The sequence below is a fragment of the Paraburkholderia sp. BGA-UO-ETr-F21 genome (assembly GCF_059567925.1).
Window position 1 is genome coordinate 518,455 of the sequence record NZ_JCAQOY010000029.1, and the last position, 24,191, is coordinate 542,645.

At 63.9% G+C, this 24,191-nt stretch carries 26 protein-coding genes; 19 read left to right on the forward strand and 7 right to left on the reverse strand.

Annotated features, from left to right (window positions below; translation table 11 throughout):
- Nucleotides 1-119: 119 nt before the first annotated feature.
- Nucleotides 120-1,298 carry an acetyl-CoA C-acyltransferase gene (locus AC57B1_RS18765; RefSeq protein ID WP_408292822.1) on the forward strand — a complete coding sequence of 393 codons (1,179 nt, stop codon included), beginning with the start codon at nucleotides 120-122 and terminating at the stop codon, nucleotides 1,296-1,298.
- A 111-nt stretch (nucleotides 1,299-1,409) separates the two neighbouring features.
- Here the strand turns inward: AC57B1_RS18765 and AC57B1_RS18770 are convergent, their stop codons facing one another.
- Complete coding sequence (locus AC57B1_RS18770) at nucleotides 1,410-1,913, reverse strand: LEA/WHy family protein (RefSeq protein WP_496418267.1); 504 nt, start codon at nucleotides 1,911-1,913, stop codon at nucleotides 1,410-1,412.
- 316 nt (nucleotides 1,914-2,229) lie between these two features.
- On the opposite strand from AC57B1_RS18770, the gene AC57B1_RS18775 reads away from it, so the two are divergent.
- The 5 genes from AC57B1_RS18775 to AC57B1_RS18795 all read left to right on the forward strand — a co-directional run bounded on the left by AC57B1_RS18775 (nucleotide 2,230) and on the right by AC57B1_RS18795 (nucleotide 6,590).
- Complete coding sequence (locus AC57B1_RS18775; protein ID WP_091794346.1) at nucleotides 2,230-2,619, forward strand: hypothetical protein; 390 nt, start codon at nucleotides 2,230-2,232, stop codon at nucleotides 2,617-2,619.
- A 348-nt stretch (nucleotides 2,620-2,967) separates the two neighbouring features.
- Nucleotides 2,968-3,453, forward strand: a complete 486-nt coding sequence (locus AC57B1_RS18780) for a PaaI family thioesterase (RefSeq protein ID WP_091794342.1) — start codon at nucleotides 2,968-2,970, stop codon at nucleotides 3,451-3,453.
- Between the two features lie 114 nt (nucleotides 3,454-3,567).
- Nucleotides 3,568-4,566 (forward strand): NADP-dependent oxidoreductase, encoded by a 999-nt coding sequence (locus tag AC57B1_RS18785; protein WP_496418268.1) that lies wholly within the window; start codon nucleotides 3,568-3,570, stop codon nucleotides 4,564-4,566.
- 58 nt (nucleotides 4,567-4,624) lie between these two features.
- Nucleotides 4,625-5,518, forward strand: a complete 894-nt coding sequence (locus AC57B1_RS18790; protein ID WP_496418269.1) for an SDR family oxidoreductase — start codon at nucleotides 4,625-4,627, stop codon at nucleotides 5,516-5,518.
- Between the two features lie 112 nt (nucleotides 5,519-5,630).
- Entirely contained in the window at nucleotides 5,631-6,590 is a 960-nt protein-coding gene (locus tag AC57B1_RS18795) for an alpha/beta hydrolase (protein ID WP_496418270.1), read from the forward strand.
- 46 nt (nucleotides 6,591-6,636) lie between these two features.
- On the opposite strand, the gene AC57B1_RS18800 is transcribed toward AC57B1_RS18795, so the two are convergent.
- A complete protein-coding gene (locus tag AC57B1_RS18800) occupies nucleotides 6,637-7,482 on the reverse strand; it encodes an NRDE family protein (protein ID WP_408184680.1) in 846 nt (281 codons plus the stop codon).
- 88 nt (nucleotides 7,483-7,570) lie between these two features.
- Nucleotides 7,571-8,644, reverse strand: coding sequence for a CAF17-like 4Fe-4S cluster assembly/insertion protein YgfZ (gene ygfZ, locus AC57B1_RS18805; protein ID WP_496418271.1), 1,074 nt, complete (start codon nucleotides 8,642-8,644; stop codon nucleotides 7,571-7,573).
- Between the two features lie 78 nt (nucleotides 8,645-8,722).
- Between ygfZ and mltG the strand changes: the two genes are divergently transcribed.
- The 12 genes from mltG (at nucleotide 8,723) to AC57B1_RS18865 (ending at nucleotide 20,694) form a co-directional block, all read left to right on the forward strand.
- Complete coding sequence (gene mltG / locus AC57B1_RS18810; RefSeq protein WP_408343590.1) at nucleotides 8,723-9,733, forward strand: endolytic transglycosylase MltG; 1,011 nt, start codon at nucleotides 8,723-8,725, stop codon at nucleotides 9,731-9,733.
- A complete protein-coding gene (gene tmk, locus AC57B1_RS18815) occupies nucleotides 9,733-10,353 on the forward strand; it encodes a dTMP kinase (protein WP_496418272.1) in 621 nt (206 codons plus the stop codon). The genes mltG and tmk overlap by 1 nt, the downstream gene beginning before the upstream one ends.
- A 94-nt stretch (nucleotides 10,354-10,447) precedes the next feature.
- Complete coding sequence (locus AC57B1_RS18820) at nucleotides 10,448-11,482, forward strand: DNA polymerase III subunit delta' (RefSeq protein ID WP_408292800.1); 1,035 nt, start codon at nucleotides 10,448-10,450, stop codon at nucleotides 11,480-11,482.
- Between the two features lie 140 nt (nucleotides 11,483-11,622).
- Nucleotides 11,623-12,156, forward strand: a complete 534-nt coding sequence (locus AC57B1_RS18825) for a GNAT family N-acetyltransferase (protein WP_091794327.1) — start codon at nucleotides 11,623-11,625, stop codon at nucleotides 12,154-12,156.
- Nucleotides 12,157-12,190: 34 nt separating this feature from the next.
- A complete protein-coding gene (locus AC57B1_RS18830; protein WP_408343529.1) occupies nucleotides 12,191-12,982 on the forward strand; it encodes a TatD family hydrolase in 792 nt (263 codons plus the stop codon).
- Nucleotides 12,983-13,049: 67 nt separating this feature from the next.
- Nucleotides 13,050-13,787 carry an ankyrin repeat domain-containing protein gene (locus tag AC57B1_RS18835; protein ID WP_496418273.1) on the forward strand — a complete coding sequence of 246 codons (738 nt, stop codon included), beginning with the start codon at nucleotides 13,050-13,052 and terminating at the stop codon, nucleotides 13,785-13,787.
- 90 nt (nucleotides 13,788-13,877) lie between these two features.
- Nucleotides 13,878-14,066 carry a hypothetical protein gene (locus AC57B1_RS18840; RefSeq protein ID WP_408184684.1) on the forward strand — a complete coding sequence of 63 codons (189 nt, stop codon included), beginning with the start codon at nucleotides 13,878-13,880 and terminating at the stop codon, nucleotides 14,064-14,066.
- A gap of 264 nt (nucleotides 14,067-14,330) precedes the next feature.
- Complete coding sequence (locus AC57B1_RS18845) at nucleotides 14,331-14,687, forward strand: Rap1a/Tai family immunity protein (protein ID WP_091794320.1); 357 nt, start codon at nucleotides 14,331-14,333, stop codon at nucleotides 14,685-14,687.
- Between the two features lie 383 nt (nucleotides 14,688-15,070).
- Nucleotides 15,071-16,294 (forward strand): mechanosensitive ion channel family protein, encoded by a 1,224-nt coding sequence (locus AC57B1_RS18850; protein ID WP_408343533.1) that lies wholly within the window; start codon nucleotides 15,071-15,073, stop codon nucleotides 16,292-16,294.
- Between the two features lie 393 nt (nucleotides 16,295-16,687).
- Complete coding sequence (gene otsA, locus AC57B1_RS18855; protein WP_408184686.1) at nucleotides 16,688-18,100, forward strand: alpha,alpha-trehalose-phosphate synthase (UDP-forming); 1,413 nt, start codon at nucleotides 16,688-16,690, stop codon at nucleotides 18,098-18,100.
- Between the two features lie 115 nt (nucleotides 18,101-18,215).
- The gene (locus tag AC57B1_RS18860; protein WP_091794313.1) at nucleotides 18,216-19,397 is read left to right on the forward strand and encodes an AAA family ATPase; all 1,182 of its coding nucleotides are present in this window, start codon (nucleotides 18,216-18,218) and stop codon (nucleotides 19,395-19,397) included.
- 229 nt (nucleotides 19,398-19,626) lie between these two features.
- A complete protein-coding gene (locus AC57B1_RS18865) occupies nucleotides 19,627-20,694 on the forward strand; it encodes a glycosyltransferase family 4 protein (RefSeq protein WP_091794311.1) in 1,068 nt (355 codons plus the stop codon).
- Nucleotides 20,695-21,000: 306 nt separating this feature from the next.
- Here the strand turns inward: AC57B1_RS18865 and AC57B1_RS18870 are convergent, their stop codons facing one another.
- The 4 genes from AC57B1_RS18870 to AC57B1_RS18885 all read right to left on the reverse strand — a co-directional run bounded on the left by AC57B1_RS18870 (nucleotide 21,001) and on the right by AC57B1_RS18885 (nucleotide 22,965).
- Nucleotides 21,001-21,588, reverse strand: coding sequence for a BPSL1445 family SYLF domain-containing lipoprotein (locus tag AC57B1_RS18870; RefSeq protein ID WP_408343539.1), 588 nt, complete (start codon nucleotides 21,586-21,588; stop codon nucleotides 21,001-21,003).
- Nucleotides 21,589-21,650: 62 nt separating this feature from the next.
- Nucleotides 21,651-21,971, reverse strand: a complete 321-nt coding sequence (locus AC57B1_RS18875) for a hypothetical protein (protein ID WP_496418274.1) — start codon at nucleotides 21,969-21,971, stop codon at nucleotides 21,651-21,653.
- Complete coding sequence (locus AC57B1_RS18880; RefSeq protein ID WP_408343543.1) at nucleotides 21,968-22,417, reverse strand: hypothetical protein; 450 nt, start codon at nucleotides 22,415-22,417, stop codon at nucleotides 21,968-21,970. Before AC57B1_RS18880 ends, AC57B1_RS18875 begins: the two co-directional genes overlap by 4 nt.
- Nucleotides 22,418-22,668: 251 nt before the next feature.
- Complete coding sequence (locus tag AC57B1_RS18885) at nucleotides 22,669-22,965, reverse strand: PsiF family protein (protein ID WP_408343545.1); 297 nt, start codon at nucleotides 22,963-22,965, stop codon at nucleotides 22,669-22,671.
- A 449-nt stretch (nucleotides 22,966-23,414) separates the two neighbouring features.
- Between AC57B1_RS18885 and AC57B1_RS18890 the strand changes: the two genes are divergently transcribed.
- The gene (locus AC57B1_RS18890) at nucleotides 23,415-23,711 is read left to right on the forward strand and encodes a YciI-like protein (RefSeq protein ID WP_496418275.1); all 297 of its coding nucleotides are present in this window, start codon (nucleotides 23,415-23,417) and stop codon (nucleotides 23,709-23,711) included.
- Nucleotides 23,712-24,191 lie beyond the last annotated feature (480 nt).

Genomic DNA, 24,191 nt, shown 5'->3' on the forward strand with positions numbered 1-24,191 from the left:
ACCAAAGCGCGCTGCGCGAGACCGGAGTGACGAGCTTTGCATGGGGCTGGAGCGGCGCGCTAAAGCGCGAACTCCGGCGACAGCTAAAGCGCTAACTCTGGTCGACACAGGAGACACGCATGACTGACGCCGTAATCGTATCGACCGCCCGCACGGGCCTCGCCAAATCATGGCGCGGCGGTTTCAACATGACGCACGGCGCGACGCTCGGCGGCCATGTCACTCGCGCTGCCGTCGAGCGCGCGAAGCTCGACCCGGCGCGCGTCGAGGACGTGATCATGGGCTGCGCCAACCCGGAAGGCGCGACGGGCATGAACATCGCGCGGCAGATCGCGCTGCGCGCGGGTTTGCCGGTCAGCGTGCCGGGTATGACGGTGAACCGTTTCTGTTCGTCTGGATTGCAAACTATCGCGCTTGCCGCACAACGCGTGATCGCCGGTGAAGGCGACGTGTATGTGGCGGGCGGCGTGGAGTCGATCTCGTGCGTGCAGAACGAGATGAACCGGCACATGATGACCGAAGGCTGGCTCAGCCAGAACAAGCCCGAAATCTACTGGTCGATGTTGCAGACCGCGGAGAATGTGGCGAAACGCTACTCGATCTCAAAGGAACGCCAGGACGAATATGGCGTGCGTTCGCAACAGCGCGCGGCCGCCGCGCTCGAAGCCGGCAAGTTCAAGGACGAGATCGTGCCGTTGACGGTGCTCGCGGGTGTTGCCGACAAGGCGACCGGCCGTCTCTTCACGAAAGAAGTGACCGTCAGCGGCGATGAGGGCATTCGCGCCGACACGACGCTCGAGGGTGTGTCGAAGATTCGTACCGCGATGCCGGGCGGCGTGATCACCGCGGGCAACGCAAGCCAGTTCTCGGATGGCGCGTCGGCTTGCGTGGTGATGAACGCGAAGGTGGCGGAGCGCGAAGGCTTGCAGCCGCTCGGGATTTTTCGCGGCTTCGCGGTGGCCGGTTGCGAGCCGGACGAGATGGGCATTGGCCCGGTGTTCGCGGTGCCGAAGCTGCTCAGGCAGGCGGGTTTGAAGGTTGAGGACATCGACCTGTGGGAGCTGAACGAAGCGTTCGCGGTGCAGGTGCTGTATTGCGCCGACAAGCTCGGTATTCCGCACGATCGCCTGAACGTGAACGGCGGCGCGATTGCGGTGGGCCATCCGTATGGCGTATCGGGCGCGCGTTTGACCGGCCATGCGTTGATTGAAGGCAAGCGGCGCGGCGCGAAGCTCGTCGTCGTGACGATGTGTATTGGCGGCGGGCAGGGCGCGGCGGGTTTGTTCGAAGTGGTGTGATCCCGTTCGAGCGGTAAAGAACGGCGAGTACCGTGTGGTTCGGCGCGACGGCGACGAACCCGCGGCACTCGTTTTTTTATCCGCGCGCGGTGTAGACGCCGATTACCCGTATCACGGCAACGCCATGCCGGTCGACGGCAGGCTCAACGTGCCTTGATCGACGAATCGCGTCGTGCCGGTGAGTCCACCCGCGAGCTTGCCGCGCAGAATGTACGGAATTTGCCCCGACTGCGCCGCGCCTGCGAAGGCGAACGCCTGGCGAACCGCGGCGAATGCCGGCACGGTCAACGGCACATTGACGACCGTTTCGCCGAAGCGCGGCACGGTGCCGGCCTGATCGCTCACGCCGCTTGCGAACGGCTTGCCGTTCAGTTCGAGATCGAGCGACACGCCGTTGAAGCTGACCGTGGAATCGTTGGGATTCTGCACGCGCAGTTTTACGTTGAAGCGCATCTCCAGACCCTGGCCGTCGATCGGTTCGATACCGGCTACGTTCACGCGCAATGGGTCGCCGCCGAACAGGCCCGCGCAGCCGTTGAGCGTTAGCGTGACGATGGTGAGGACCGTGGCCAGACGAATGGAACGGCCTAACAGCAGCGCGCGGAAGAAGGACATGACCTGCACCTCGAAACAAGCGGCTTGGATCACGCATTGTACCGGGCCGTGTTGGACGAACGCGGCTGTGTTCGCACCCACTCCGCTGATCGACACGACGCCGCGTTGCAGAGTGAGCCGGCGCGGCACGGACGTGGCGCCGACGTACAATTGACAAGTACCTGAAAAAGCATATTGCCCGGCTAGTGGCATCTCCCCGCCATTAGCAATCCGGTCATCTGCTGATTGCTCCCCGGCGGCTTCTGGCAGATCGTTTCCCGGAGGCCAATGGCGATCTGCACCGCGCCACGATTCGAAAATCATCACGGAGACCGATATGCCATTCATTTGCGAAAACGTCGAGTGTCGAGCTGTGCTGGCCCGCAAACAGGTCAAACCGAACCGGGATAACAACGCGTTTTTCTTCTATTGCCCCGACTGCAACACGCGCAACGAGTTGATCGATGTGGGTGCGGCCGGTGGTCCTCTGGAACTGATTCAGCCCGTGCGGCAAGGACTCCCGCACAAAGTGGTGGCAACGGCCCGGCCTCTCGAGGACGGCAGGTATGCGGCGCAGTTGAGCATTCAGAAGGCGCTTGGAATCAAGGGGCCTTTCGCGGCGGAAGAACGGTGGGACGAGCTTGGCATTTTCCCCGACGCACAAGGCGCCGTCACTCATGCTAAAACCACTGCAGCGGGTTGGTTGGGGGCTGACTTCAGCCACTAGATCGCTGAAAGAATTGCGTGTCTGAACGTCTGGCAGCCACTCTCTGATTTATCGTCGATAAAGTCCTTACCCGATTGGCGCAACTCGCGGAGCGTGGAGCCCAATCGGGTCATCACCCCTCCAATCGTCCTTCATTTCGATCCTGCCGGCGCAATTCACAGCGAAGCGCAATGCTCGCGAGCTAGCCATTACCGGTGTCGCCTGCGCCTTTGCGTGCCGGCCCGACCTCCTGATAAAGCTCCATCGAAGGTGTAAGTTTGATAGGCTTAGTGTTTGCCTCGGCCGAAGGCATTCTCGCGTCCTGCATCAACCGCATGAACGCACTGACCACGAAATTTGAAAACAGCCATGACCGATTCGCCTTCATCCAAAGCGAGTACCGAAACCCTGCTCGAGAGCCCGTTCGTCGACCGGTTAGGCGCGCAGTTAGTGTCGGCTGCGGACGGCGCTAGCGAAGTCGCGCTGCCGTTGCAGCCGGATCATATGAATACGTGGGACGTCGCCCACGGCGGCGTCACGATGACGCTCGCCGACATCGCGCTCGCCATGGCCGCGCGCAGTCTCGCGGGCGACGGGGTGGGCGTGGTCACGGTCGAAATGAAGGTCAACTTCATGCAGCCGGGCCGCGGCGAATTACGTGCCACTGCCCGCGTGTTGCACCGCTCGACCACCATGGCTTATTGCGAAGGCGAGATTCGCGACAGCGAGGGCCACTTCGTCGCCAAGGCGCTCGGCACGTTCAAATACATGCGGCGTCTCGCCGTCGGCCGCGAGGTGAGGCAGCAGCGTTTGCGCAGCGACCCGTCGGCGAAACCCGGTCCGAGCGACGGCTGAGCGCTGCCTTGAACCGTGCGTGTCAGGGAGGCGTCCGCGCCTCCTGGCTCCGCCTTCGTGTAAGCCGTTCGAATCATCCGCCGATCCCATCGGCAACTTATGGAGACGATCGCCATGACCCAGATCAACCGCCAACTCGTGTTGGCGTCGCGCCCGCAGGGGGCTGTGACCCCGGACAATTTCCGCCTCGTCGAAACGCCGCTCGCGCCGCTGGCCGAAGGCGAATTGCGCGTGCGTAATCACTACCTGTCCCTCGACCCCTACATGCGCGGCCGCATGAACGACAGCAAGTCGTATGCGCCGCCGCAGCCGCTGAACGAAGTGATGATCGGCGGCACGGTGGGTGAAGTGGTCGAGTCGAAAAATCCGAAGTTCGCAGTCGGCGACAAAGTCGTCGCGATGTTTGGCTGGCAAGAATACGGCACGTCGAACGGAACGGGCCTGCAGAAAGTCGACGACACGCATGTGCCGCTATCCGCCTATCTCGGCCCGGTCGGCATGCCCGGCGTCACGGCGTGGTACGGCCTGAACCGCATCATCGCGCCGAAAGCGGGTGAGACGGTGGTGGTCAGCGCGGCGAGCGGCGCGGTGGGCAGCGTGGTCGGCCAACTGGCGAAGCTGGCCGGCGCGCGCGCAGTCGGCATTGCCGGCGGCGCGGACAAGTGCCGCTATGTCACCGAGACGCTCGGCTTCGACGCGTGCGTCGACTACAAGGCCGGCAATCTCTATCAGGACCTCAAGGCGGTGACGCCGGACGGGGTGGATGGCTGCTTCGAGAACGTCGGCGGTGAAGTGCTCGACGCGACGCTCGCGCGCATGAACGCATTCGGCCGGATCGCGCTGTGCGGGTTTATCGCGGGCTATGACGGCCAGCCGTTGCCGCTCAAGCATCCGTCGCTGATGCTCACGCAGCGTCTGCTGGTGCAGGGTTTCATCGTGAGCGAGCATATGGACGTATGGCCCGAAGCGCTCACGCAACTCGGCACGCTGGTTGCGCAGAAGAAGCTGCACTATCGCGAGACCATCGCGCAAGGACTCGATGCGGCGCCTGAGGCGTTCATTGGCCTGCTCAAAGGCAGGAACTTCGGCAAGCAACTCGTCAAGCTGATCTGAGCGCGGCGGCAGTCGGGCAGCCCACGCAGGGCGCCGCTCAATCCAATGGAGTGACACGATGTTCGATTTCGCAGGCAAGGTGGCGGTGATCACCGGTGCGGCCAGCGGCTTCGGCCGCGCATTCGCGCAGAAGGGCGCCTCGCTCGGCATGAAGCTCGTGCTGGCCGACGTGAATCCCGGTGCGCTCGAGCAAACCGTCGACGCATTGCGCGCCGGCGGCGCCGAAGCGATCGGCGTGCCGACCGACGTCGCGAGCGCGGCGCAGGTCGAAGCGCTGGCGCAAGCCGCGCTGGCCGCTTACGGCAAGGTGCATCTGCTGTTCAACAACGCAGGCGTAGGCGCGGGCGGCTTTCTGTGGGAAAGCTCGGCGAACGACTGGTCGTGGGTGTTCGGCGTGAACGTGATGGGCGTCGCGCACGGCGTGCGGGTGTTCACGCCGATCATGCTGGCGCAGAACGAGCCCGCGCATATCGTCAACACGGCGTCCGTCGCGGGCTTGCTGTCGCCGCCCGCCATGGGCATCTACAACGCGTCGAAACACGCGGTGGTGTCGCTCACCGAAACGCTGTATCACGATCTGCAGCTGGCGCAGGCCGCGCAGGCGGGAACGGCAGGCGGCCAGGTCGGCTGTTCTCTGTTGTGCCCGGCCTTCGTGCCGACCGGCATCGCCAATGCGGAACGCGCGCGGCCTGCTGATCTGCGCAACGACAGCGGCCCGACCCGCTCGCAGATCGCCGCGGGCAAGCAGCTGCAGCGCGCGGTGCAGTCGGGCAAGCTGAGTGCCGACGACGTCGCAGACATCACCTTCGAAGCGATCGCGGCGCGGCGTTTCTACATCGTCACGCATCCGGGCATCATGGCAACGGTGAAGCTGCGCCACGAGGATATCGAGCAGTTGCGCAATCCCACTGATCCAATGTCGCTGAAGCCGGAAGTGAACAACGCCGGCTAGCCGGGACGCTTACCGTATCGCCGGCGCCCGCTGGGATCCAGGGCGCCGGTTTCCTTTTGAACCGCGCCGGTTTATTTCAAACCTTCGGCGCTTATGCGCCATAAGACGCACCATGCCGCTGAATCCGAAGATCGAGCAGGTGCTCGACATGATCGAACGGGCCAGGCGCCCGAAGCTCCATGAAATGACCGCGCAGGACGCGCGGGCCTCGTACGAAAAAAGCGCGCCGATTCTGGAGATCGCGAGCGCGCCGATGTTCGCGATCGACGATCTGCAAATCGCGACACGCGACGGCGCGACGATTCGTGCGCGTCTGTACCATCCGGTCGAGCCGAGTTGGGCCGAGCCCGCGCCGGCGTTCGTGTATTACCACGGCGGCGGCTTCACGGTGGGCAGCGTCGATACGCACGATGCGCTGTGCCGGATGTTCGCGCGCGACGGCAATTGCGCGGTGTTGTCCGTGGACTATCGCCTTGCACCCGAATACAAATTTCCCACTGCCGTCGAGGACGCTTTCGACGCCTTGAGCTGGCTGCACGCGCACGCAGCGGAATACGGGTTGGACGCCGGCCGGCTGGCAGTGGGCGGCGATAGCGCAGGCGGTACGCTGGCCACGGTCTGCGCGGTGCTCGCACGCGACGCCGGCATTGAACTCGCGCTGCAATTGCTGATCTATCCGGGCACGACCGGCCATCAGCAAACCGATTCGCACTCGCGCTTCGCCAACGGCTTTCTGCTGTCGGGCGATACGATTCAATGGTTCTTCGACCATTACGTGCGCGCGCGCAGCGACCGTGACGACTGGCGTTTCGCGCCGCTCGACGGCCAGCTTGGCGCGCCCGAATTCAGCGGCGTCGCGCCTGCATGGATCGCCACCGCCGAATACGATCCCTTGAGCGACGAGGGCGACGCCTACGCGGAGAAATTGCACGCGCTGGGTAATCGGGTCACGCTCAAGCGCTATCCGGGCATGATCCACGAGTTCTTCAAGATGGGCGGTTTCGTGCCGGACGTCGCGCAGGCGCATGCGGATGCCGCCGCGGCCTTGCGCGCGGCCTTCGATTCCGACTGAGGGCGTTCATCGGGTTGTCGGCGGCTGACGAGCCGCCGGACCATCGTCACGCGATCTCGCGTTCGATATTGAAGGCGAAGCTGCGCTCGAAGTCGCCGGGCCGCGCGATCCGATGCGAGCCGTTGTCGTCGCTGCGCTCGGCGACGGCCACGCTGATCACTTCGCCGTGCAGGGTCACGCGCAGTGCGGTCGTCCCGCGTGTGCCGTACTCCGGCGTTTCGATGAATGCAGCCGACAGCGCCCGTTCGCGTTCGAGCGGAATGCCGGTGGACGGCAGTTCGTCGTCGCGGGCGAGGCGCGGATCGCGCATCAGGTCGATCAGGCGTTCGAGCGGCGGCATCGCGTTGCGCGCGAGCAGCGTGCCCAGTTCGGCGCGCTTTTTGACGAGCTTCGGCCACGCGGTATCGAGCACCGCGTTCGAGATGCCGTGCGTGCCGGGTTCGAGCAGCGTCGGCGCGCGCTCGGAACGGTTGCAGTACCAGGCGAGTTCGCGGCGCGTCCAGTCGCCCACCAGCAGATTGAACCCGTTATAGATGTCGCCGGTTTGCGCGACGTGCCGCAGGTACGCGAGCGGCGTGCCGTGCGGGTTGCCATTCGAGTCGCGCGTGGCGCCGCTCAGCCAGTCGCTGACGAGCGTGCCGCGGGTCGGCGCGTCGGCGCGCATTTCGTGCGGCGCGCGGTAATTGGTCAGCGCGGCGAAGCGGCCGTCGCGCGACGAGCCGAGCCACGTGCCACCGCCTTGCAGATCACGCCCGGCCAGCACCGTCGGCGCGTCGTGCCACCAGCCGACCGGTTCGGCCGTGCGGCGAAAGAACTCGTCGCGATTGGCGGCAAGCGTGAAGAGCGGGCCGTCGACCGCGTCGGGTCGCCAGTCGAACACGATCAGGCACATCGGGGGCGTCTCCCGGTGGAGGCGTTGCAGTTGAAAAGGCCAGTAAAAAGCGGCGCCTGACTGCGCCGCTTCGTTCCCCGCGAGAATGTCAGACTTCGGTGGGCAGCCCGTAGGGCAGCGCAAGGAAGCGCAGCGCCGGACCGTCCGCCGCGCCCAGATGCACCGAGCCGTTTTCCAGCGCCGCGAGCTTGATCTCGACCAGCAGATCGACGCCGCCTTCCGGCGCTGATGCCGCGTTCACCACCATGCCGCACGGCTGGCCCGGATCGTCCGAATGGAACAGTTCCGCGCCCGCGCGCACCGTGTCGAGTTCGCCCGCCACGTTGGCGAGCGAAGTGCGCCGTTTGATCGTGCCGCGATACTGGCTGCGCGCCACCACTTCCTGGCCGGGATAGCAGCCTTTGCGGAAATTCACCGCGCCCAGCACGTCGAAATTGACCATTTGCGGCACGAACTGCTCGACCACCGGCTGGGTGATGCGCGGCTCGCCCGCGCGAATGTCGAGCCAGTCCCACACGGCCGGCGAGACGCGTTTGAGCTTCTCGTCCAGCAAGGGCAGGTGCGACTCGATCTGCGCCTTCGGACCGATCCACAGATAACGCAGGCGCCCGAGCGCGTCCGGTACGCGAATCAGCGAGCCCGCCGCGCCGTCCACTTTCACGTGCACGCCGTCCGGCAGCGCGTCGAACACATTCGAGAGCGCCTTGCGCACGTCGCCGGCAAGACCGATCACCGCCAGTTCGCCGCTCGCGTCAGTGAGTTTGGCTTTGGCGCGCAGCACGAACATGGAGAGCCGCTTCTGCACTGCGGCCTGCACGTCTTTCGACACCAGCAGGCGGATCGTATCGCCGCTGCGCCACGTGAGGAACGACGCCAGCAGACGCCCTTTGGCCGAGCAGTAACCGGCCAGGCGCGCATTGGCGGCGTCGAGGTGCTGGGTGTCGTTGGTCAACTGGCCGTGCAGGAAGCTTGCCGCGTCGTCGCCGGTGGCGTCGATCACGCCGAACTGCGTGAGCGGCATATACGCGCCATGCTGAACGAGCGCGTCGAATTCATCGGCGGAGGGGCGCGGCAGCGCGGGAAGACTTGCCGGTGTGGCGGCGGCTGCCGTAGGAGCTGTGGTTGGAGGCGTGCCTGAAGCGGTAGCGAGCGGTGTGTTCATGGATTCCGGGAACAGTCAATTCTGACTTTGGCTAAGGCAAACAAGTATTATATGCAGTCCAACCCTGCCACGTTTCGCATGTCCCTGTTCAAGAAATGTTTCATTGCCGGCTCACTCGTCGTTGTGCTGGCCGCAGCCGCAATTGCTGGCGGATACCACTGGGCCACCAGCCCACTCGATCTGACCCCTGCGCAACTCGATGTCACGGTCAAGCCGCATAGCAGCTTGCGCAGCGTCACGCTGCAACTCAATCGCGGCGGCGTGCCGGTCGAAGCGGAGCTGTTCGTCATCATGACGCGGCTGCTCGGACTGCAAAGCGAGCTGAAGTCGGGCAACTACGAGTTCAAGACGGGCGTGACGCCGTATGAGGTGCTGCAGAAAATCGCCCGCGGCGACGTCAACGAATACGTGGCGACCATTATCGAAGGCTGGACCTTCAAGCGCATGCGCGCCGAGCTGGATGCCAATCCGGCGCTCAGGCACGACACGGCCGGGATGAGCGACGCCGACCTGATGAACGCGATCAACGCGCCGGAGGCGTCGATCGGCAATGGCGAGGGACTGTTTTTCCCCGACACCTACCTGTTCGACAAAAACACCAGCGACCTCGACGTGTACCGCCGCGCCTACCGTCTGATGCGCTTGCGTCTGGACGAGGCGTGGACCGCGCGCGCGGCGAATCTGCCGTACAAGACGCCGTACGACGCGCTGACCATGGCGTCGATCATCGAAAAGGAAACCGGCAAGCCGTCCGACCGGCCCATGGTGGCCGCGGTGTTCGCGAACCGGCTGCGCGTGGGTATGCCGCTGCAAACCGACCCGACCGTGATCTACGGCATGGGCGACAGCTACAGCGGACGCATCAGAAAGAAAGACCTGCAGACCGACACTCCCTACAATACCTACACCCGGATGGGGCTGCCGCCAACGCCCATCGCGCTGCCCGGCGTGGCGTCGCTGCAGGCGGCGCTGAACCCGGCACCCAGCACCGCGCTGTATTTCGTCTCGCGCGGCGACGGCAGCAGTATCTTTTCCGACACCCTCGGCGATCACAACAAGGCCGTGGACAAATACATTCGAGGGCAATGATGGCGCGGGGCAAATTCATTACGTTTGAAGGCATCGACGGGGCGGGCAAGACCACCCACCTCAGCTGGTTTCGGGAGCGCCTCGAACAGAAAGTGGCAAGCACCGGCCGCGCGGTCGTCATGACGCGCGAACCGGGCGGCACGCCGCTCGGCGAGCAGATCCGCGAAATCGTGCTGCATCAGAAAATGGACCTCGAAACCGAAGCGCTGCTGATGTTCGCGTTGCGCCGCCAGCATCTGGCCGAAGTGATCGAGCCTGCGCTCGCGCGCGGCGACTGGGTGCTGTCGGACCGTTTCACGGATGCCACCTTCGCCTATCAGGGCGGTGGCCGCGGACTGCCGCGCGACAAGCTGGAAACGCTGGAGCGCTGGGTGCAGGGCGGTTTCCAGCCGGACCTGACAGTGCTGTTCGACCTCGCGCCCGAAATCGCCAGCGAGCGGCGCAGTGCGGCACGCGATCCGGATCGCTTCGAGAGCGAATCGGCGGCATTTTTCAATCGCACCCGCGCCGAATATCTGCGCCGCGCCGAAGAAGCGCCGTACCGGTTCGCTATCATTGACTCCGCGCAGAGCATTACGCAGATTCAGAGAAGACTTGCAGAATTGATCGCAGTTCTTTGATTTAAAAAGAATATAGCCTTGGTTTATATCGTTTTTCAGAGTTCATGCAGTACTGCATGTAACGTATGCAACCGTCTGATTGAAAAGAGAAACAATGATTTATCCGTGGCAAGCCGATGACTGGAACCGCCTGCAGCAACTGCGCGGCCACTGGCCGCACGCCCTGTTGCTGCATGGGCAGGCGGGCATCGGCAAGCTGCGCTTCGCGCAGCATCTCGCGCAGGGCTTGCTGTGCGAGGCTCAGCAGGCCAACGGGGAGCCGTGCGGCGCGTGCGTGGCCTGCAACTGGTTCGCGCAGGGCAATCACCCGGACTACCGGATCGTCGTGCCCGAGGCGCTGGCCGCCGAAGCGGGCCTGAACAACGCCGCGGACGAAAAAGCCGACAAGGCCGATGCCGACGAAGGCAAGAAGACGCGCACGCCCAGCAAGGAAATCAAGATCGAACAGATTCGCGGTTTGCTCGATTTCGTCGGCGTGGGCTCGCACCGCGGCGGCGCGCGCGTGGTCGTGCTGTATCCGGCGGAAGGGCTGAATATCGCCGCGGCCAATGCGCTGCTGAAGACGCTCGAAGAACCGCCGGCGGGAGTCGTGTTCCTGATGGTGTCGGCGCGTATCGATCGCCTGTTGCCCACCATCATCAGCCGCTGCCGCCAATGGCCGATGACCATGCCCGCGCCGGACGTGGCGACGAAGTGGCTTGCCGCGCAAGGCGTGGCCGAGGCGCCCGCGCTGCTCGCCGAAGCCGGCGGCGCGCCGCTCACGGCGCTCGCGCTCGCCAGCGACGAGAACCGCACGCTGCGCGACTGGACGCTCAAGCAACTGGCCGCCGGCCCGCAGTGCGACGCTTTCGCCTGCGGCGAAGCATTGCAGAAGCTGCCTGTGCCGCTGGTGCTAGGCTGGCTGCAACGCTGGATGTACGATTTGCTGGCCCAGCGCACGGCGGGCGCGCCCCGTTACTTCCCGCAAGCCTCGGCGGCATTGACGCGCTGCGCGTCGCAGGCCGATGCCAGCGCGTTCGCGCGCTTCATGCGCACTGTGACGCGCCAACGCGCCGTCGAGAACCATCCGCTGAATGCGCGGCTGGTGTTCGAAGAGCTGTTTATCGGCTATCGCGAGTTGTTCGCGTAAGCCGCCGCTGCGTGCGGGGCGCGTTCTCGGCCGCTGGCGCGCTGCGCCGCGCCTCACAGCCGGCGCCGGCCCGCCATTCGTCCTGCGCCGTTCGTCCGCCGTTCGTCAACTATCCGCTTCCATCTCACGTTCAACGCACCATGAGCCTTTCCTACCGCGATGCCACGCTCGACGATCTGCCCGCTATCGTCGCCATCTACAACTCGACGGTGCCGTCGCGGCAAGTCACCGCCGATCTCGAGCCGGTCAGCGTCGAAAGCCGGCTGACCTGGTTTCACGCGCATGGCCCGCACAAGCGTCCGTTGTGGGTAGTGGAAGACTCGCAACAGCCCGGCCGCGTGATCGCATGGCTGAGCTTTTCGGACTTTTACGGCCGCCCGGCCTATCTGCGCACCGCCGAAGTCAGCATCTATCTCGACGAAAGCGCGCGTGGCAAGGGTCTCGGCAAGCAATTGCTGGCGGCTTCGCTAGCGGCGGCGCCGGCGCTCGGCATCGATACCGTGCTTGGCTTCATCTTCGGCCACAATGACGCGAGCTTGCGACTGTTCCGCGGCTTCGGTTTCGACACGTGGGGATCGTTGCCGCGCGTGGCCGTGCTGGACGGCGTGGAGCGCGATCTGGTGATTCTCGGCAAACGCCTCGACGCCGCCGCGACAGCTCCGGCCGCCGCCTGATTCCCTTCGAGCCAGCCCTACGCAGGACACCCCCATGTTTGTCGACTCGCATTGCCATATCAATTTCGAAGGACTCGCCGACCGCCTGCCGCAGGTGCTCGAGAACATGCGCGGCCATTCGGTCACGCATGCGCTGTGCGTGTCCGTCGATCTCGAAACGCTGCCTTCCGTGCTGGATATCGCCAGCCGGTATGAGAACGTATACGCGTCGGTCGGCGTGCATCCGGATCATGAGCACATGCGCGAGCCGAGCGTCGCCGAACTGGTCGAACTGGCCGCGCATCCCAAAGTGGTCGCGATCGGCGAGACCGGCCTCGACTACTACCGGCTGGAAGGCCGCACCATCGCCGACATGGAATGGCAGCGCGAGCGCTTTCGCACCCATATCCGGGCGGCGCACGCCACGAACAAGCCGCTGATCATTCATACGCGATCGTCGTCGGAAGACACGCTGCGCATCATGGCCGAGGAGCGCGCAGGCGAGCCGGGCGGCGTGATGCATTGTTTCACCGAGCCGTGGCATGTTGCCGAACAGGCGCTCGCGCAGAATTTTTACATCTCGTTGTCGGGCATCGTCACGTTCAAGAGCGCGACGGACGTGCAGGACGTCGCGCGCCGCGTGCCGCTGGAGCGTTTGCTGATCGAAACCGACTCGCCGTATCTCGCGCCCGTGCCGTATCGCGGCAAGCCTAATGAACCTGCGTACGTAAGTTATGTCGGACGGTTCATCGCGCAACAACGCGACATGCCGGAAGCGGCGCTGGCCGAGGCGACCACGCAAAACTTCTTCCGCCTTTTCAAGATTCCCGCGCCGGCTGGTGCGTGAGGCGTAAAGTCGATAAATATCAATAGGATAGGGAAGTTTCCTAAAGTTAAATATGAGAGAAATTTCGATGTCGGTGACTGCCCGGCAGGACACTTTCGCAGCAGGCGTGACAACGCGTGGCGCGCTGGCTTCGGCACGGCGCGGCGTCTCGCGCGTCACGTTCGCCGCTGCGCTCGTTTGTGCCGCGCTGACTTCGCTGGCGGTGTCGCCGGCCCAGGCGGCGCCGATCGATTCGCTGATCAAATCGGTCAAGTTCGACGACGTGGACGGCGTCAACAAGTTGCTTGCCAAGGGCATGGACCCGAACAGCGTGGATAACCAGGGCATTCCGCTGCTGGTGCTGGCCGCGCGCGAGAAATCGGACAAAGTCGGCGCCGCGCTGCTCGCCAATCCGAAGACGAACATTGAGATTCAGGACAAGGCCGGCGAGAACGCGATGATGATGGCCGCGCTGAACGGCGATCTCGCCTTCGTCAACCAGCTTATCGCGAAAGACGCCGAGGTCAACAAGAAGGGCTGGGCGCCGTTGCACTACGCGGCGGCGAACGGCAACGACGACATCGTCAAGGTGCTGCTCGACCATTCGGCCTACGTCGACGCCGGCTCGCCGAACGGCACCACGCCGCTGATGATGGCCGCGCGCGGCGGCCACGTGTCGACCGTGAAGCTGTTGCTCGACAACGGCGCGGACCTGACGGTGAAGAACCAGATCGGCATGACGGCGCTCGATTTCGCGAAGACTTACAAGGAGCCGGACGTGGTCGAAGGGTTGACCGCGCGCCTGCAGCAGATGCAGCAGAAATAATGCGCGCGGCTCACGGCGGCCGGTTTGCTGGCGGCTTGGGGCGCGGGTAGAGGGTCTATGAGCTCTGCCGGCGGCTGGAGCGCGAGTCGAATGTGTCTGCGCTCCGTCGGCAGTCTGGAGCGCGAGCCGAAGGTGTATGCGCTCTGGCCGGCCAATTGGAGCGCGAGTCGAAGATCTACGCGCTCTGTCGGCGGCCCGGAGCGCGAGTCGAAGGTCCACGCGCTCTGCCTGCCGCCTGAAGCGCCAATCGAAGGCCCACCCGCACTGACGGCCATCTGAGCTCCTGTCAAAAGCCCGCGCGGTCTGCCTGCCGCGAGGGGCGTAGCCCGCGAAACGCTGCCGTGGTACCGCTGGAGCACGCAAGCGCCGGAGCACTTGGCGCCGCCAACTTACCCGGCTCAAAAAAAGTGCCTGAAGATAGCGGTGGCCCGCACGCTTGCGCTTCGCAAAACAGTGCAGAATGTCGACTTTGGCGCGCCACATGTGCGCGCCCTTTGGATGCGGCGAAAGACCGCCTGATAAACGACCCTGGAAAGGAACACCATGCTGCGGGCTTTGATTTTCGCCAGCGCGCTCGCCGTACCGCTATCGGCAGCCGCGTTTACGGGAGGCGACCTCAACAAGCTGTGCACCAAGACGGACGTGGCGTCGCGTAGCGCGTGCGCCGCTTATATCGAAGGCGCCGCCGACGGCATCTTCAACACCATCGACGCGATCGGCGGCACGACCGGCCCGCGCGTCGGCCAGTACTTCTGCCTGCCGCAGGACGCGCGCTCGGCGCAGCTGACCGACGCGGTGCGCAAATATATCGCTGAGAATCCGATCGTCGCGGGCTATAACGCCAGCACGGCGATCTCGCTCGGGCTCGGTAAAGCGTTTCCCTGCAAGAGCGGCAGTTGAAATGAATCACGGCTGATGCCCTGCGCGTCGGCATCCGGCGTGTTGGGCGTTTCGGCCCATGAGGGAGTTCCGGCTTTTCAGCCGTGGGCACTTCGGGGTGGTTCTCACCGCTCCACCTGAGATTCGGTCTCAACGCCGGCTGTCCGCTTGCAGAGGCGGCTGGCCTCGGCACCTTTCGCGGATCGCGCGGAAGAACAATCTAAGATGTCAGTAGGCAGGCCATGCAGTCGTGCGGCCTCGCGTCCGCTTCAGCGGCGCCTGGCGATCGGCGCCGCCCGGCAGCCGGGCGCCTTTCGCCACTCCGCAGCCACACCGCGGCCATGCCGGTGGCCGATTCCGCGCCGGCTCAGCTCAGCATTCATGCCAGGAGGACATTCCCCTTCATGCCTACTCTCGACGACCTCAGCCGTATCGCCGAAGCGCCGCTGCACACGTGGCTCGGCGCGTTGATCGTCTCGGTGATCGCGGTGGTGCTGGCCGTGGGCATCCATCGGATCGGCGCGCGCATCGTGACGCGGCTCGCGCGACCTTATCCGCTCACCAGCGTGGTGCTGCGCTATATCGACAAGCCGGCGCTATTCGTGCTCGTGATCCTCGCACTGGAGGCAGTGGGCTGGGAAGCGCCCGACACGCTGACCTTCATCACGCCGTTGCGCGACGCCGCCGCAATCGCGCTGATCGGCGCGATTACCTGGCTCTCGGTGCGTTCGGCGGCGGCGATCGGCGAGGCGATCATTCAGGCCCATCCGCTCGATACCGCCGACAACCTCCAGGCGCGCCGCATCCATACCCAGGCGCGCGTGCTCGCGCGTTCGGTGATGTTCGTGATCGTGATCGTCGGCGTGGGCGGCGCGTTGATGACGTTCCCCAATGTCCGGCAGATCGGCGCGAGCCTGCTTGCTTCGGCGGGTGTGGCGGGACTGGTCGCCGGTATCGCCGCGCGGCCGGTGCTCGGCAATCTGATCGCCGGCTTGCAGATCGCGCTGTCGCAGCCGATCCGTCTCGACGACGTCGTCGTGATTCAGGGCGAGTGGGGGCGTATCGAGGAAATCACCGGCACGTATGTATCGGTGCGTCTGTGGGATCAACGTCGGTTGATCGTCCCGCTGCAATGGTTTATCGAAAACCCGTTTTCGAACTGGACCCGCAGCAGTTCGCAGATCATCGGCACGGTGTTTCTCTACGTCGACTACCGCATGCCGCTCGCGCCGTTGCGCGAAGAACTCGCGCGCATCGTCGAGGACGCGCCCGAGTGGGATCGCCGCGTGCAGGTGTTGCAGGTGACGGACGGCACCGAGCGCTCGATGCAATTGCGCGCCCTCGTCAGTTCGCTCGATTCCGGCTTGAACTGGGATTTGCGCTGCCGGGTGCGCGAGGGATTGCTCGACTACATTCAGAAGCACTACCCGCAGTACCTGCCGCGGGCGCGCGCGGAAGTGTCGGCGGAACTCGAAGCCGGCAAGGGCGAAGCGCTCGACTGGGTGCCGCGCAGCACGCAGACGCCGGCTGGCAGCACGGCCGCGCACACCGAGGCCGATCCGGTGGCGAGCCGCGCCGCGAGGCCACCGGCGGACGAACTGCCGCAGCATGTGAAGGAAAAAGTTTGACGGCGGGCTGACGGCGGGCTTGACAGCGATCAGACAGCAGCGATCAGACAGCGATCAGACAAGCGGTCAAACAGGCGATCAAACAGGCGGCTAGAGGGCGGCTAGAGGGCGTTTTGACGGAGGCTTGACAGCAGTCCGGCGGCAGGTTCGATCGCTGCTCTAACCACGGCTTTGACCACCAAACCGCCAGACTGTGGAACGCCGACGCCGACGAATGCAACTGATCGGGCACCAAAGCGGTCGAACCGTCCACTCACTCACGAAGCCGGCGCGGCTTCGCGTGTCTCATTGTGTTTTGGGTTCTCCTCGCGATTGGCGCACGAGACGAGACATCGCGAAAGACCCGATGATCGATACGCAAGCGCGCCGCGCGAACCAAGGAGGACATGCAACATGGGCCGACTCATCGTCGTGTCGAATCGCGTCGCAACGCCGACGGAAACCAAAGGATCGGCCGGCGGCCTCGCGGTCGGCGTATTCGGCGCGCTGAAAGATGCCGGAGGCGTGTGGTTCGGCTGGAGCGGCGACGTGGTCAGCGAGACCGTCGCCAATGCGGGTCCGACGCTGGAGCAGGACGGCGCGGTGACCTTCGCGACCGTGGGTCTCACGCGCAAGGATTACGACCAGTACTATCGCGGCTTTTCGAACGCGACGCTGTGGCCGGTATTCCACTACCGCAACGACCTCGCACGTTACGAGCGCGAGGAGTACGCGGGCTACCGGCGCGTCAATGCGTGGCTCGCGCACAAGCTGATCAAGTTGCTCGAACCCGACGACGTGATCTGGATTCACGACTACCATCTGATCCCGTTCGCCGAGGCGCTACGCAACGAGGGCGTGACGAACCGCATCGGCTTCTTCCTGCATATTCCGTTTCCCGCGCCGCAGATCCTGCTCAACATTCCGCCGCATGAAGAACTGGTGAAGTCGCTGTCGTGCTACGACCTGCTGGGCTTCCAGACCGCCACCGACGAACTTGCGTTCAAGGATTACGTCACGCGCCACGCCCGCGGTACGGTGGGCGCGGACGGCGTGGTCGAAGCATTCGGCCGCAAGCTGCGCACCGGCGTGTACCGGATCGGCGTGTTCCCCGACGAAATCGCCGAGCAGGCGAAGCGCTACGAAAGCCGTCAGCACGTGCTCGACCTCAAGCAGAGCCTGGAAGGCCGCAAGCTGATCATGAGCGTCGACCGGCTGGATTATTCGAAGGGACTCGTCGAGCGGTTCCGCGCCTTCGAGCATCTGCTGGAGCGCTCGCCGGAATGGCGCGGCAACGTCACGCTGGTGCAGATCGCGCCGCCCACGCGCTCGGACGTCGCCACCTACCAGAAGATTCGCCAGGATCTGGAGTACGAAGCAGGGCGCATCAACGGCCGCTACTCGGGACTTGATTACACGCCCATTCGCTATCTGAACCAGCAGTACGACCGCTGGAAGCTGATGTCGCTGTTTCGCGAGTCGCAGATCGGTTTCGTGACGCCGCTGCACGACGGCATGAACCTGGTCGCGAAGGAATACGTCGCCGCGCAGAATCCCGACGACCCCGGCGTACTGGTGCTGTCGATTTTCGCGGGCGCGGCGGCAGAGCTAACGGGCGCGCTGCTCGTCAATCCACACGACGCAATCGGCATGTGCGAAGCGTTGCAGCGCGCGTTGCAGATGCCGCTCGACGCGCGTCAGCGGCGCCACGAGATCAACATGGCGGCGCTGCGCAAGAACGATCTGGGTGTCTGGCGCGATACCTTCCTGCGCGATCTGCGCAGCGTGCCGGTGCAGAAGCCGGGCAAGGGCGGCGGGCATAAATGACGGCATGTATCGACCAGTGCGTGGCCCGCTCGTCGAGCGGACGTTTCGCCGCGTGCGGGCGCGTAGCGGCGCTACGGAGCGCGCACGCATGCGCGGCTGAAGGTCAGGCGGACGCATGTTGACCACATTGGCTGTCGCGGGTTACCGGTCGCTGCGCGAGTTGATCGTGCCGCTCGGCCGCCTGAATGTGATCACAGGCGCCAATGGTAGTGGCAAGTCGAGCGTGTATCGGTCGCTGCGGTTGCTGGCGGAGACGGCGCGCGGCGGGGTGATTACTTCGCTGGCGCGCGAAGGCGGCTTGCCGTCCACGTTGTGGGCCGGTCCTGAGCGCTTTTCGCGGGCGGTACTGGCCGGCGAGTTTCCGGTCGAGGGCACGCGGCGCAACGAGCCTGTGAGTCTGCGGCTAGGTTTTGCCGGCGACCAGTTCGGCTATGCGATCGATCTCGGTCTGCCGGCGCCAGAGCGGCCGTCACCTCCCATTCCCAGCAAGTTCACGCTTGATCCAGTCATCAAGCGTGAATGCATCTGGAGCGGCCCGGTGCTGCGGCCTTCAGCCTTGCTGGTGGACCGGCACGGCCCGGCGTTGCGCACGCGCGATGAGCGTGGCGACTGGCAAACCATTCCGCAACCCGTCGCCAGCTTCGACAGCATGATGACGGAGTTCTCCGATCCACGCACCGCGCCCGAGATGGTCACGGTGCGCGAGCAGATCCGCTCGTGGCGCTTCTACGACCATTTCCGCACCGACGCCGAAGCGCCCGCGCGTCTGCCGCAGATCGGCACGCACACGCCGGTGCTCGCGAACGACGGCGCGGACCTCGCCGCGGCCTTGCAAACCATCCGCGAGATCGGCGACCCGGCTGCGCTCGACGCCGCCATCGACGACGCTTTTCCGGGCTCGCGCCTCGACGTCGCGACCCAGGACGGCCGCTTCGAAGTGGTGATGCAGCAGCATGGCTTGCTGCGAGCGCTGAAAGGCGCGGAGCTGTCCGACGGCACCTTGCGCTATCTGCTGCTGGTCGCGGCGCTGTTGACGCCTCGTCCGCCCGAACTCCTCGTGCTGAACGAGCCCGAAACGAGCCTGCATCCGGATTTGCTGCCGGCGCTCGCCCGTCTGATCGCGCAAGCCGCCGCGCATTCGCAGGTGCTGGTGGTGTCGCATGCGGCGCGGCTGATCGCGTCTCTGGAGCGTGAGGAGGCGAGCCAGTCGATCGTGCTGGAGAAGCACTTCGGCGCGACCCGTATCGCCGACCCGGACGATCGAGATCTGCCGCCGTGGAAATGGCCGGCGAGATAACCGCACAATCGTTTCGGCGGCGCGCCGCATGTAAGCTGGATGTAACAGCGCCGAGAAAATGCAAGATTGGCGGTTTTTTGTTGTCCCGTAGTGAATAATGCTTCGATGCCGGTCCTGCATCGCGCCCGAGCGCGACCATTGCATTGATCGGAGGTATCGGCGCTGTCATACGCAGCGCCGCTGACGTGCACCGCCCAAGGCGCAAGCCGTCAGCTTACGGAGACACAATATGAAGATTGCGCAGATCGCCCCTCTGACCGAATCGGTGCCGCCGAAGCTTTACGGCGGCACGGAGCGCGTCGTGTCGTACATCACCGAGGCGCTGGTCGAACTCGGCCATGACGTGACGCTGTTCGCGAGCGGCGATTCCGTCACCAGCGCGAAGTTAGAAGCCGTCTGGCCGCGCGCCTTGCGGCTCGACCCGGGCATTCGCGATCGCGTCGCGCCCCATATGCTGCTGATGGAACTGGTGCGCCGCCAGGCCGAAGACTTCGACGTTCTGCATTTTCACCTCGACTATTACTCGTTCTCGGTTTTCAAGCGTCAGGAAACGCCGTTCGTGACGACCATGCACGGCCGGCTCGACTTGCCGGAGCAACAGCCGGTATTCGACACCTTCAACACGGCGCCCGTGATCTCGATTTCGAACGCGCAGCGCCATCCGCTGCCGCAGGCCAAGTGGTTGACCACCGTGTATCACGGCTTGCCTGAGCAGCTCTATACGCCGCAACCGGTCGAGCAGAAGTACCTGGCGTTTCTCGGCCGGATTTCGCCGGAAAAGCGGGTCGACACGGCGATCCGGATTGCCGGCCGTTGCGGTATGCCGATTCGCATTGCGGCGAAGGTGGACGCGGCCGACCGCGAGTATTTCGAACGCGACATCCGTCCGTTGCTGGATTTGCCCTATGTGGAGTTCATCGGCGAGATTGCGGATCATCAGAAGGCCGAGTTCCTGTCCGGTGCGCACGCTTTGCTGTTTCCGATCGACTGGCCCGAGCCGTTCGGTCTCGTGATGATCGAAGCAATGGCATGCGGCACGCCGGTGATCGCGTTCAACCGCGGCTCGGTGCCGGAAGTGCTGGAAGACGGCGTGACGGGCTATATCGTGGAGGACGAGATCGGCGCCGTGGCGGCGGTCAATCGTCTGCACAAGATGCCGCGTGCGGGTGTGCGGCAGCGCTTCGAGGAGCGCTTTACCTCGCACCGCATGGCTCAACAGTATGTGAACGCGTATCAGTCGGTGATTCGCGCGCAGAAGCGTTCGCGCTTCAAGGTGATCGATACGTCGGGAAGCTGATTCGAAGGGATTCAGCCAACGCGGCGGGATAAAAAAGAGCGGCGATGCGTGGTGCGCACCGCCGCTTTTTATTGCCGCATCAGTCGGAAAAGCGAGGCGCAGCGGACGGCCGCGATTTCTGCGTCAGGCCATGCGGTACACCCGCGCTGAACCTTGGCCCGCAAAAGCTCACCGGCGCGGCGCGTGCCACGTTGCTTGCAATGCACAGGCGGTCCGCGTGGGATTGCGTCTGATCCGGCCACCGCTGCTCACGGAACCCGGCGGATCAGACGCACACCCCGCAGACCGGCAATCGGACCGCGCGCGTTAGATTTTCAGACGCGAGACCTTGGTGCCTTGCAGTGATACATCGGCCATCAGGCCGGCATTGGTGAGCACGAACACCTCGACCGGCGCCGTCGCGGTGTTGGTGTCGATCGCGCCGTTGGCGCCCATCTTCACCAGCGCGACAGAGGCGTCGCCGCCCGCCGACCAGCCGTCGGCATTGCGGAATTTATCCAGTGCATCCTGGGTCATGAACAGGAAGATGATCGCCTTGGATTGCGCACCTGCCTGAAAGCCGAACGAACCGGAAATCGTGCTGTAGTACCCGACCGTGCCGCCGCCGACCCGCAGTGAGCCTTCGCCGTACTGACCGCCGACGATAAAGCCCACCTGAAGCACCGACGGGAAAACGAGAACGCCGCGCGCCTTAGAGACCAGTTCGCGCGAGCCCTTCACAGTCGTGAAGAGCCGCGACATGGTGCCGTCGACGCTGGCGTCGATCGACTGGCGTTTGGATGCGTCGGTGGCGGGTGTGTCAGGGTTGCCTTTGTTCGTCGTACAACCAGCGAGTGCAAGGCCTCCGAAAGCGAGCGCAGCGGTAGTCTTCAACATGAAGTTTCGTCTTTGCATCGTTTTTCTCCGTCATGGTTCCGGGGCGCAACCTCATTTGATATTGCCGGGTTGCCTTTGAGTTATATCACACGCAAGCACAAATGGCGCGCTTCCTTGGCAGGCCAAAAGCCTTGTGTGACGGGGGTTTCGGGCAAATCGTAAGGCGTCGTGCTGTAATTTTGACCGCTGCGGGAACCCGCGGCGTAGCCACGCGCGCCACGCGTTGGAATGGTTTCGGGGAAATCGTGCCGGATTTGATTGGGCTCAATGGAAGGGTGCGCGCGAGCGCATCGGCGGTTCATTTTTACCGATTTTTCGCCGTGCGGATCAGCGTTGCAATCAAACTGAAAGTGTTGCTTCGACGCCGCAGATCGGATGCCGGATCGGATCGGCACTTTCATCCGTGATTCGCCGGACTTTTGACCGCAGGTGGACGCCGTAATACGCGACGCACCATGCCGATCAACATGCCGAGCAGGAACAGCGTGACGGCCGGCACGATCCAGTAGCCGACGAATGCATGCCAGAGGTAAGCCATCAGCGTAGCGCGGCGCACGCTGTATTCATTGCGGGCGTCCTGTTGACGCGCCGCGTTCGCGGCCAGCACCTCGCTTGGGCAGCCTGCGGCTTGCGCCTCATCCGGCTTGCCGTGGCAGCGCGCAGGAGCGCCGGCGGCGCGTTGTGCGTCGGTGAAATTCCAGCTGGTGAGCGCGCGGTCGAGGTCGACGGCGTTGTACGCCATTTCCTCGCGAATCTCGCTCACCGCCACGATCGCCACGGGCACCGCCCAGAATATGATGACGACCAGCCACCGCCTCAGCCAGCGGTTTTTATGCTTCGATACCATCCTTGCCTCCGATGGATGCTCTGCAGCACCAACGACAAGATGGCGGCCCGTCTAATGTTGTATATGGGGGTGGGCCGTCTCCGCAGCCATCATAGAAGAAAAATGGCGCGTTCGGGCGGGTGGACAGTGAAGGGCGGGGCGGGAGGCAGGCAATCAGCGCGCCGAGTACGGCGTCGCTGTGTTCGAACGGAAAGCGCTCGTGCGCCGCGCTCGTCGCGCGGCGCCGATTCGCCATGTTTGACTTGCTGCGATCACTTGGACGGCGCGGACGACAGGCAGCTCTTCATGAACGCCTTGCGGTCATCACCCTTCTTGTCGGCGGCTTGCGTGTTGCACGCCTTCATCTTGTCCTGCTGGCTCATCGGCGCGGCGGCGGCCGGCTTGGCGGACAGGCAGGTCTTCATGAATGCCTTGCGGTCGTCGCCCTTCTTGTCGCCGGCCTGCTTGTTACAGTCGGCCATTTTCGTTTGCTGGCTGTTCTCCGCGAACACCGGCGAAACGAGGACAGCGCCCAGCACCAGCGTAGCGATAGCGGATTGGATTTTCATGTGACACTCCATCGGTGGTGAAAACGTTTTTGGTCGTTCATGCGCTCGGGCGTCAACGGTATCCAGGACCCTCGGCACGTCCATTATGGCAAATGCTGTCTGCCAGAACGGCCAGAACAGCAATCCGGTTGACACGCGCTCACGCTGGTTTTCCCCTATGTGGCGGGGATTCGCGCCCGATTGGAGAATGAAAGGGCAATCGCGGTCATGTCGAATTATGTTATGCATTCCAGATTAATTTCATAAGGTGAATTCAAACGAATTAGCACGGCATCATTCGGCGGAATCAATCTGGAAATTCAAACATGCTTTGTGCATTGCTGCAGGCGCAATTGAATAGTAAATCGGCATGAAATTCCGTATCCCGTTATATGGGTAATATTGGCCACGATACTTACCGCGGTTGAGTCGCGGGTCCACTTCCACGCACCGTCCCAAGGAGGCGCTCCATGCACTATCTGTTGATGTATGACCTCGTGTCCGACTACCTCGAGCGGCGTGCCGCATACCGCGATGAGCATCTGAAGCTCGCGTGGGCCGCCGCCGGGCGCGGCGAGCTGTTGCTGGGCGGGGCGTTGACCGAGCCCACCGACACCGCTGTTCTGCTCTTTCAGAGCGATTCTCCGGCAGTCGCCGAAGCCTTTGCCCAAGCCGATCCCTACGTGCTCTCCGGTCTCGTGACGCGCTGGTGCGTGCGTGAATGGACGACAGTGGTCGGCGAGGGCGCAACGAAGCCGATGCGTTGAAACCGAGTCGAATGGGTCGTATCGAAGAAGCATTGAGCAGCGCAGCCAGGTGGAGAGCGACACGCTGCGTTCGCCGCGTCGAACGGGCCGATGTCCACGCGCTCATGTATCGCGCATAGTCTTCTTCCCCGCGCCCGTTCCTCACAAATCCGCAAGCGAAATGCATCGAAATATCGAGTCGTGGAGGCCGCCGATTCATTAAAGCCTATTCACCTGAGATGCCTGAATCTTGTGCGATGCAATAACGTCGTTTCGTGCCTCGAAGCGACAGGAGTTCTGTGACGGCAATGCGAGGAAAGACGCAGCAAAAAGGACAAGATTGTTTCTATCCGTAACACTTGTCTCACTCATATTCACGGAAACCCTGGGGATGGTATGCTTCGTGCACAAATTCTCCCATGCACGAGTGAGACCACGTTTTGTGCTTCGCAATAGGGATAAGCCGCACTAAGAAAGGGCGGGTTTGACCAGCTGACAGAA

Bases quoted from the DNA above. Each gene is read 5' to 3' on its own strand.
- AC57B1_RS18765 (WP_408292822.1), top strand. From the start codon at position 120: ATGACTGACGCCGTAATCGTATCGACCGCCCGCACGGGCCTCGCCAAA.
- AC57B1_RS18770 (WP_496418267.1), bottom strand. From the start codon at position 1,913: ATGTCCTTCTTCCGCGCGCTGCTGTTAGGCCGTTCCATTCGTCTGGCC.
- AC57B1_RS18775 (WP_091794346.1), top strand. From the start codon at position 2,230: ATGCCATTCATTTGCGAAAACGTCGAGTGTCGAGCTGTGCTGGCCCGC.
- AC57B1_RS18780 (WP_091794342.1), top strand. From the start codon at position 2,968: ATGACCGATTCGCCTTCATCCAAAGCGAGTACCGAAACCCTGCTCGAG.
- AC57B1_RS18785 (WP_496418268.1), top strand. From the start codon at position 3,568: ATGACCCAGATCAACCGCCAACTCGTGTTGGCGTCGCGCCCGCAGGGG.
- AC57B1_RS18790 (WP_496418269.1), top strand. From the start codon at position 4,625: ATGTTCGATTTCGCAGGCAAGGTGGCGGTGATCACCGGTGCGGCCAGC.
- AC57B1_RS18795 (WP_496418270.1), top strand. From the start codon at position 5,631: ATGCCGCTGAATCCGAAGATCGAGCAGGTGCTCGACATGATCGAACGG.
- AC57B1_RS18800 (WP_408184680.1), bottom strand. From the start codon at position 7,482: ATGTGCCTGATCGTGTTCGACTGGCGACCCGACGCGGTCGACGGCCCG.
- ygfZ (WP_496418271.1), bottom strand. From the start codon at position 8,644: ATGAACACACCGCTCGCTACCGCTTCAGGCACGCCTCCAACCACAGCT.
- mltG (WP_408343590.1), top strand. From the start codon at position 8,723: ATGTCCCTGTTCAAGAAATGTTTCATTGCCGGCTCACTCGTCGTTGTG.
- tmk (WP_496418272.1), top strand. From the start codon at position 9,733: ATGGCGCGGGGCAAATTCATTACGTTTGAAGGCATCGACGGGGCGGGC.
- AC57B1_RS18820 (WP_408292800.1), top strand. From the start codon at position 10,448: ATGATTTATCCGTGGCAAGCCGATGACTGGAACCGCCTGCAGCAACTG.
- AC57B1_RS18825 (WP_091794327.1), top strand. From the start codon at position 11,623: ATGAGCCTTTCCTACCGCGATGCCACGCTCGACGATCTGCCCGCTATC.
- AC57B1_RS18830 (WP_408343529.1), top strand. From the start codon at position 12,191: ATGTTTGTCGACTCGCATTGCCATATCAATTTCGAAGGACTCGCCGAC.
- AC57B1_RS18835 (WP_496418273.1), top strand. From the start codon at position 13,050: ATGTCGGTGACTGCCCGGCAGGACACTTTCGCAGCAGGCGTGACAACG.
- AC57B1_RS18840 (WP_408184684.1), top strand. From the start codon at position 13,878: ATGTGTCTGCGCTCCGTCGGCAGTCTGGAGCGCGAGCCGAAGGTGTAT.
- AC57B1_RS18845 (WP_091794320.1), top strand. From the start codon at position 14,331: ATGCTGCGGGCTTTGATTTTCGCCAGCGCGCTCGCCGTACCGCTATCG.
- AC57B1_RS18850 (WP_408343533.1), top strand. From the start codon at position 15,071: ATGCCTACTCTCGACGACCTCAGCCGTATCGCCGAAGCGCCGCTGCAC.
- otsA (WP_408184686.1), top strand. From the start codon at position 16,688: ATGGGCCGACTCATCGTCGTGTCGAATCGCGTCGCAACGCCGACGGAA.
- AC57B1_RS18860 (WP_091794313.1), top strand. From the start codon at position 18,216: ATGTTGACCACATTGGCTGTCGCGGGTTACCGGTCGCTGCGCGAGTTG.
- AC57B1_RS18865 (WP_091794311.1), top strand. From the start codon at position 19,627: ATGAAGATTGCGCAGATCGCCCCTCTGACCGAATCGGTGCCGCCGAAG.
- AC57B1_RS18870 (WP_408343539.1), bottom strand. From the start codon at position 21,588: ATGCAAAGACGAAACTTCATGTTGAAGACTACCGCTGCGCTCGCTTTC.
- AC57B1_RS18875 (WP_496418274.1), bottom strand. From the start codon at position 21,971: ATGAAAGTGCCGATCCGATCCGGCATCCGATCTGCGGCGTCGAAGCAA.
- AC57B1_RS18880 (WP_408343543.1), bottom strand. From the start codon at position 22,417: ATGGTATCGAAGCATAAAAACCGCTGGCTGAGGCGGTGGCTGGTCGTC.
- AC57B1_RS18885 (WP_408343545.1), bottom strand. From the start codon at position 22,965: ATGAAAATCCAATCCGCTATCGCTACGCTGGTGCTGGGCGCTGTCCTC.
- AC57B1_RS18890 (WP_496418275.1), top strand. From the start codon at position 23,415: ATGCACTATCTGTTGATGTATGACCTCGTGTCCGACTACCTCGAGCGG.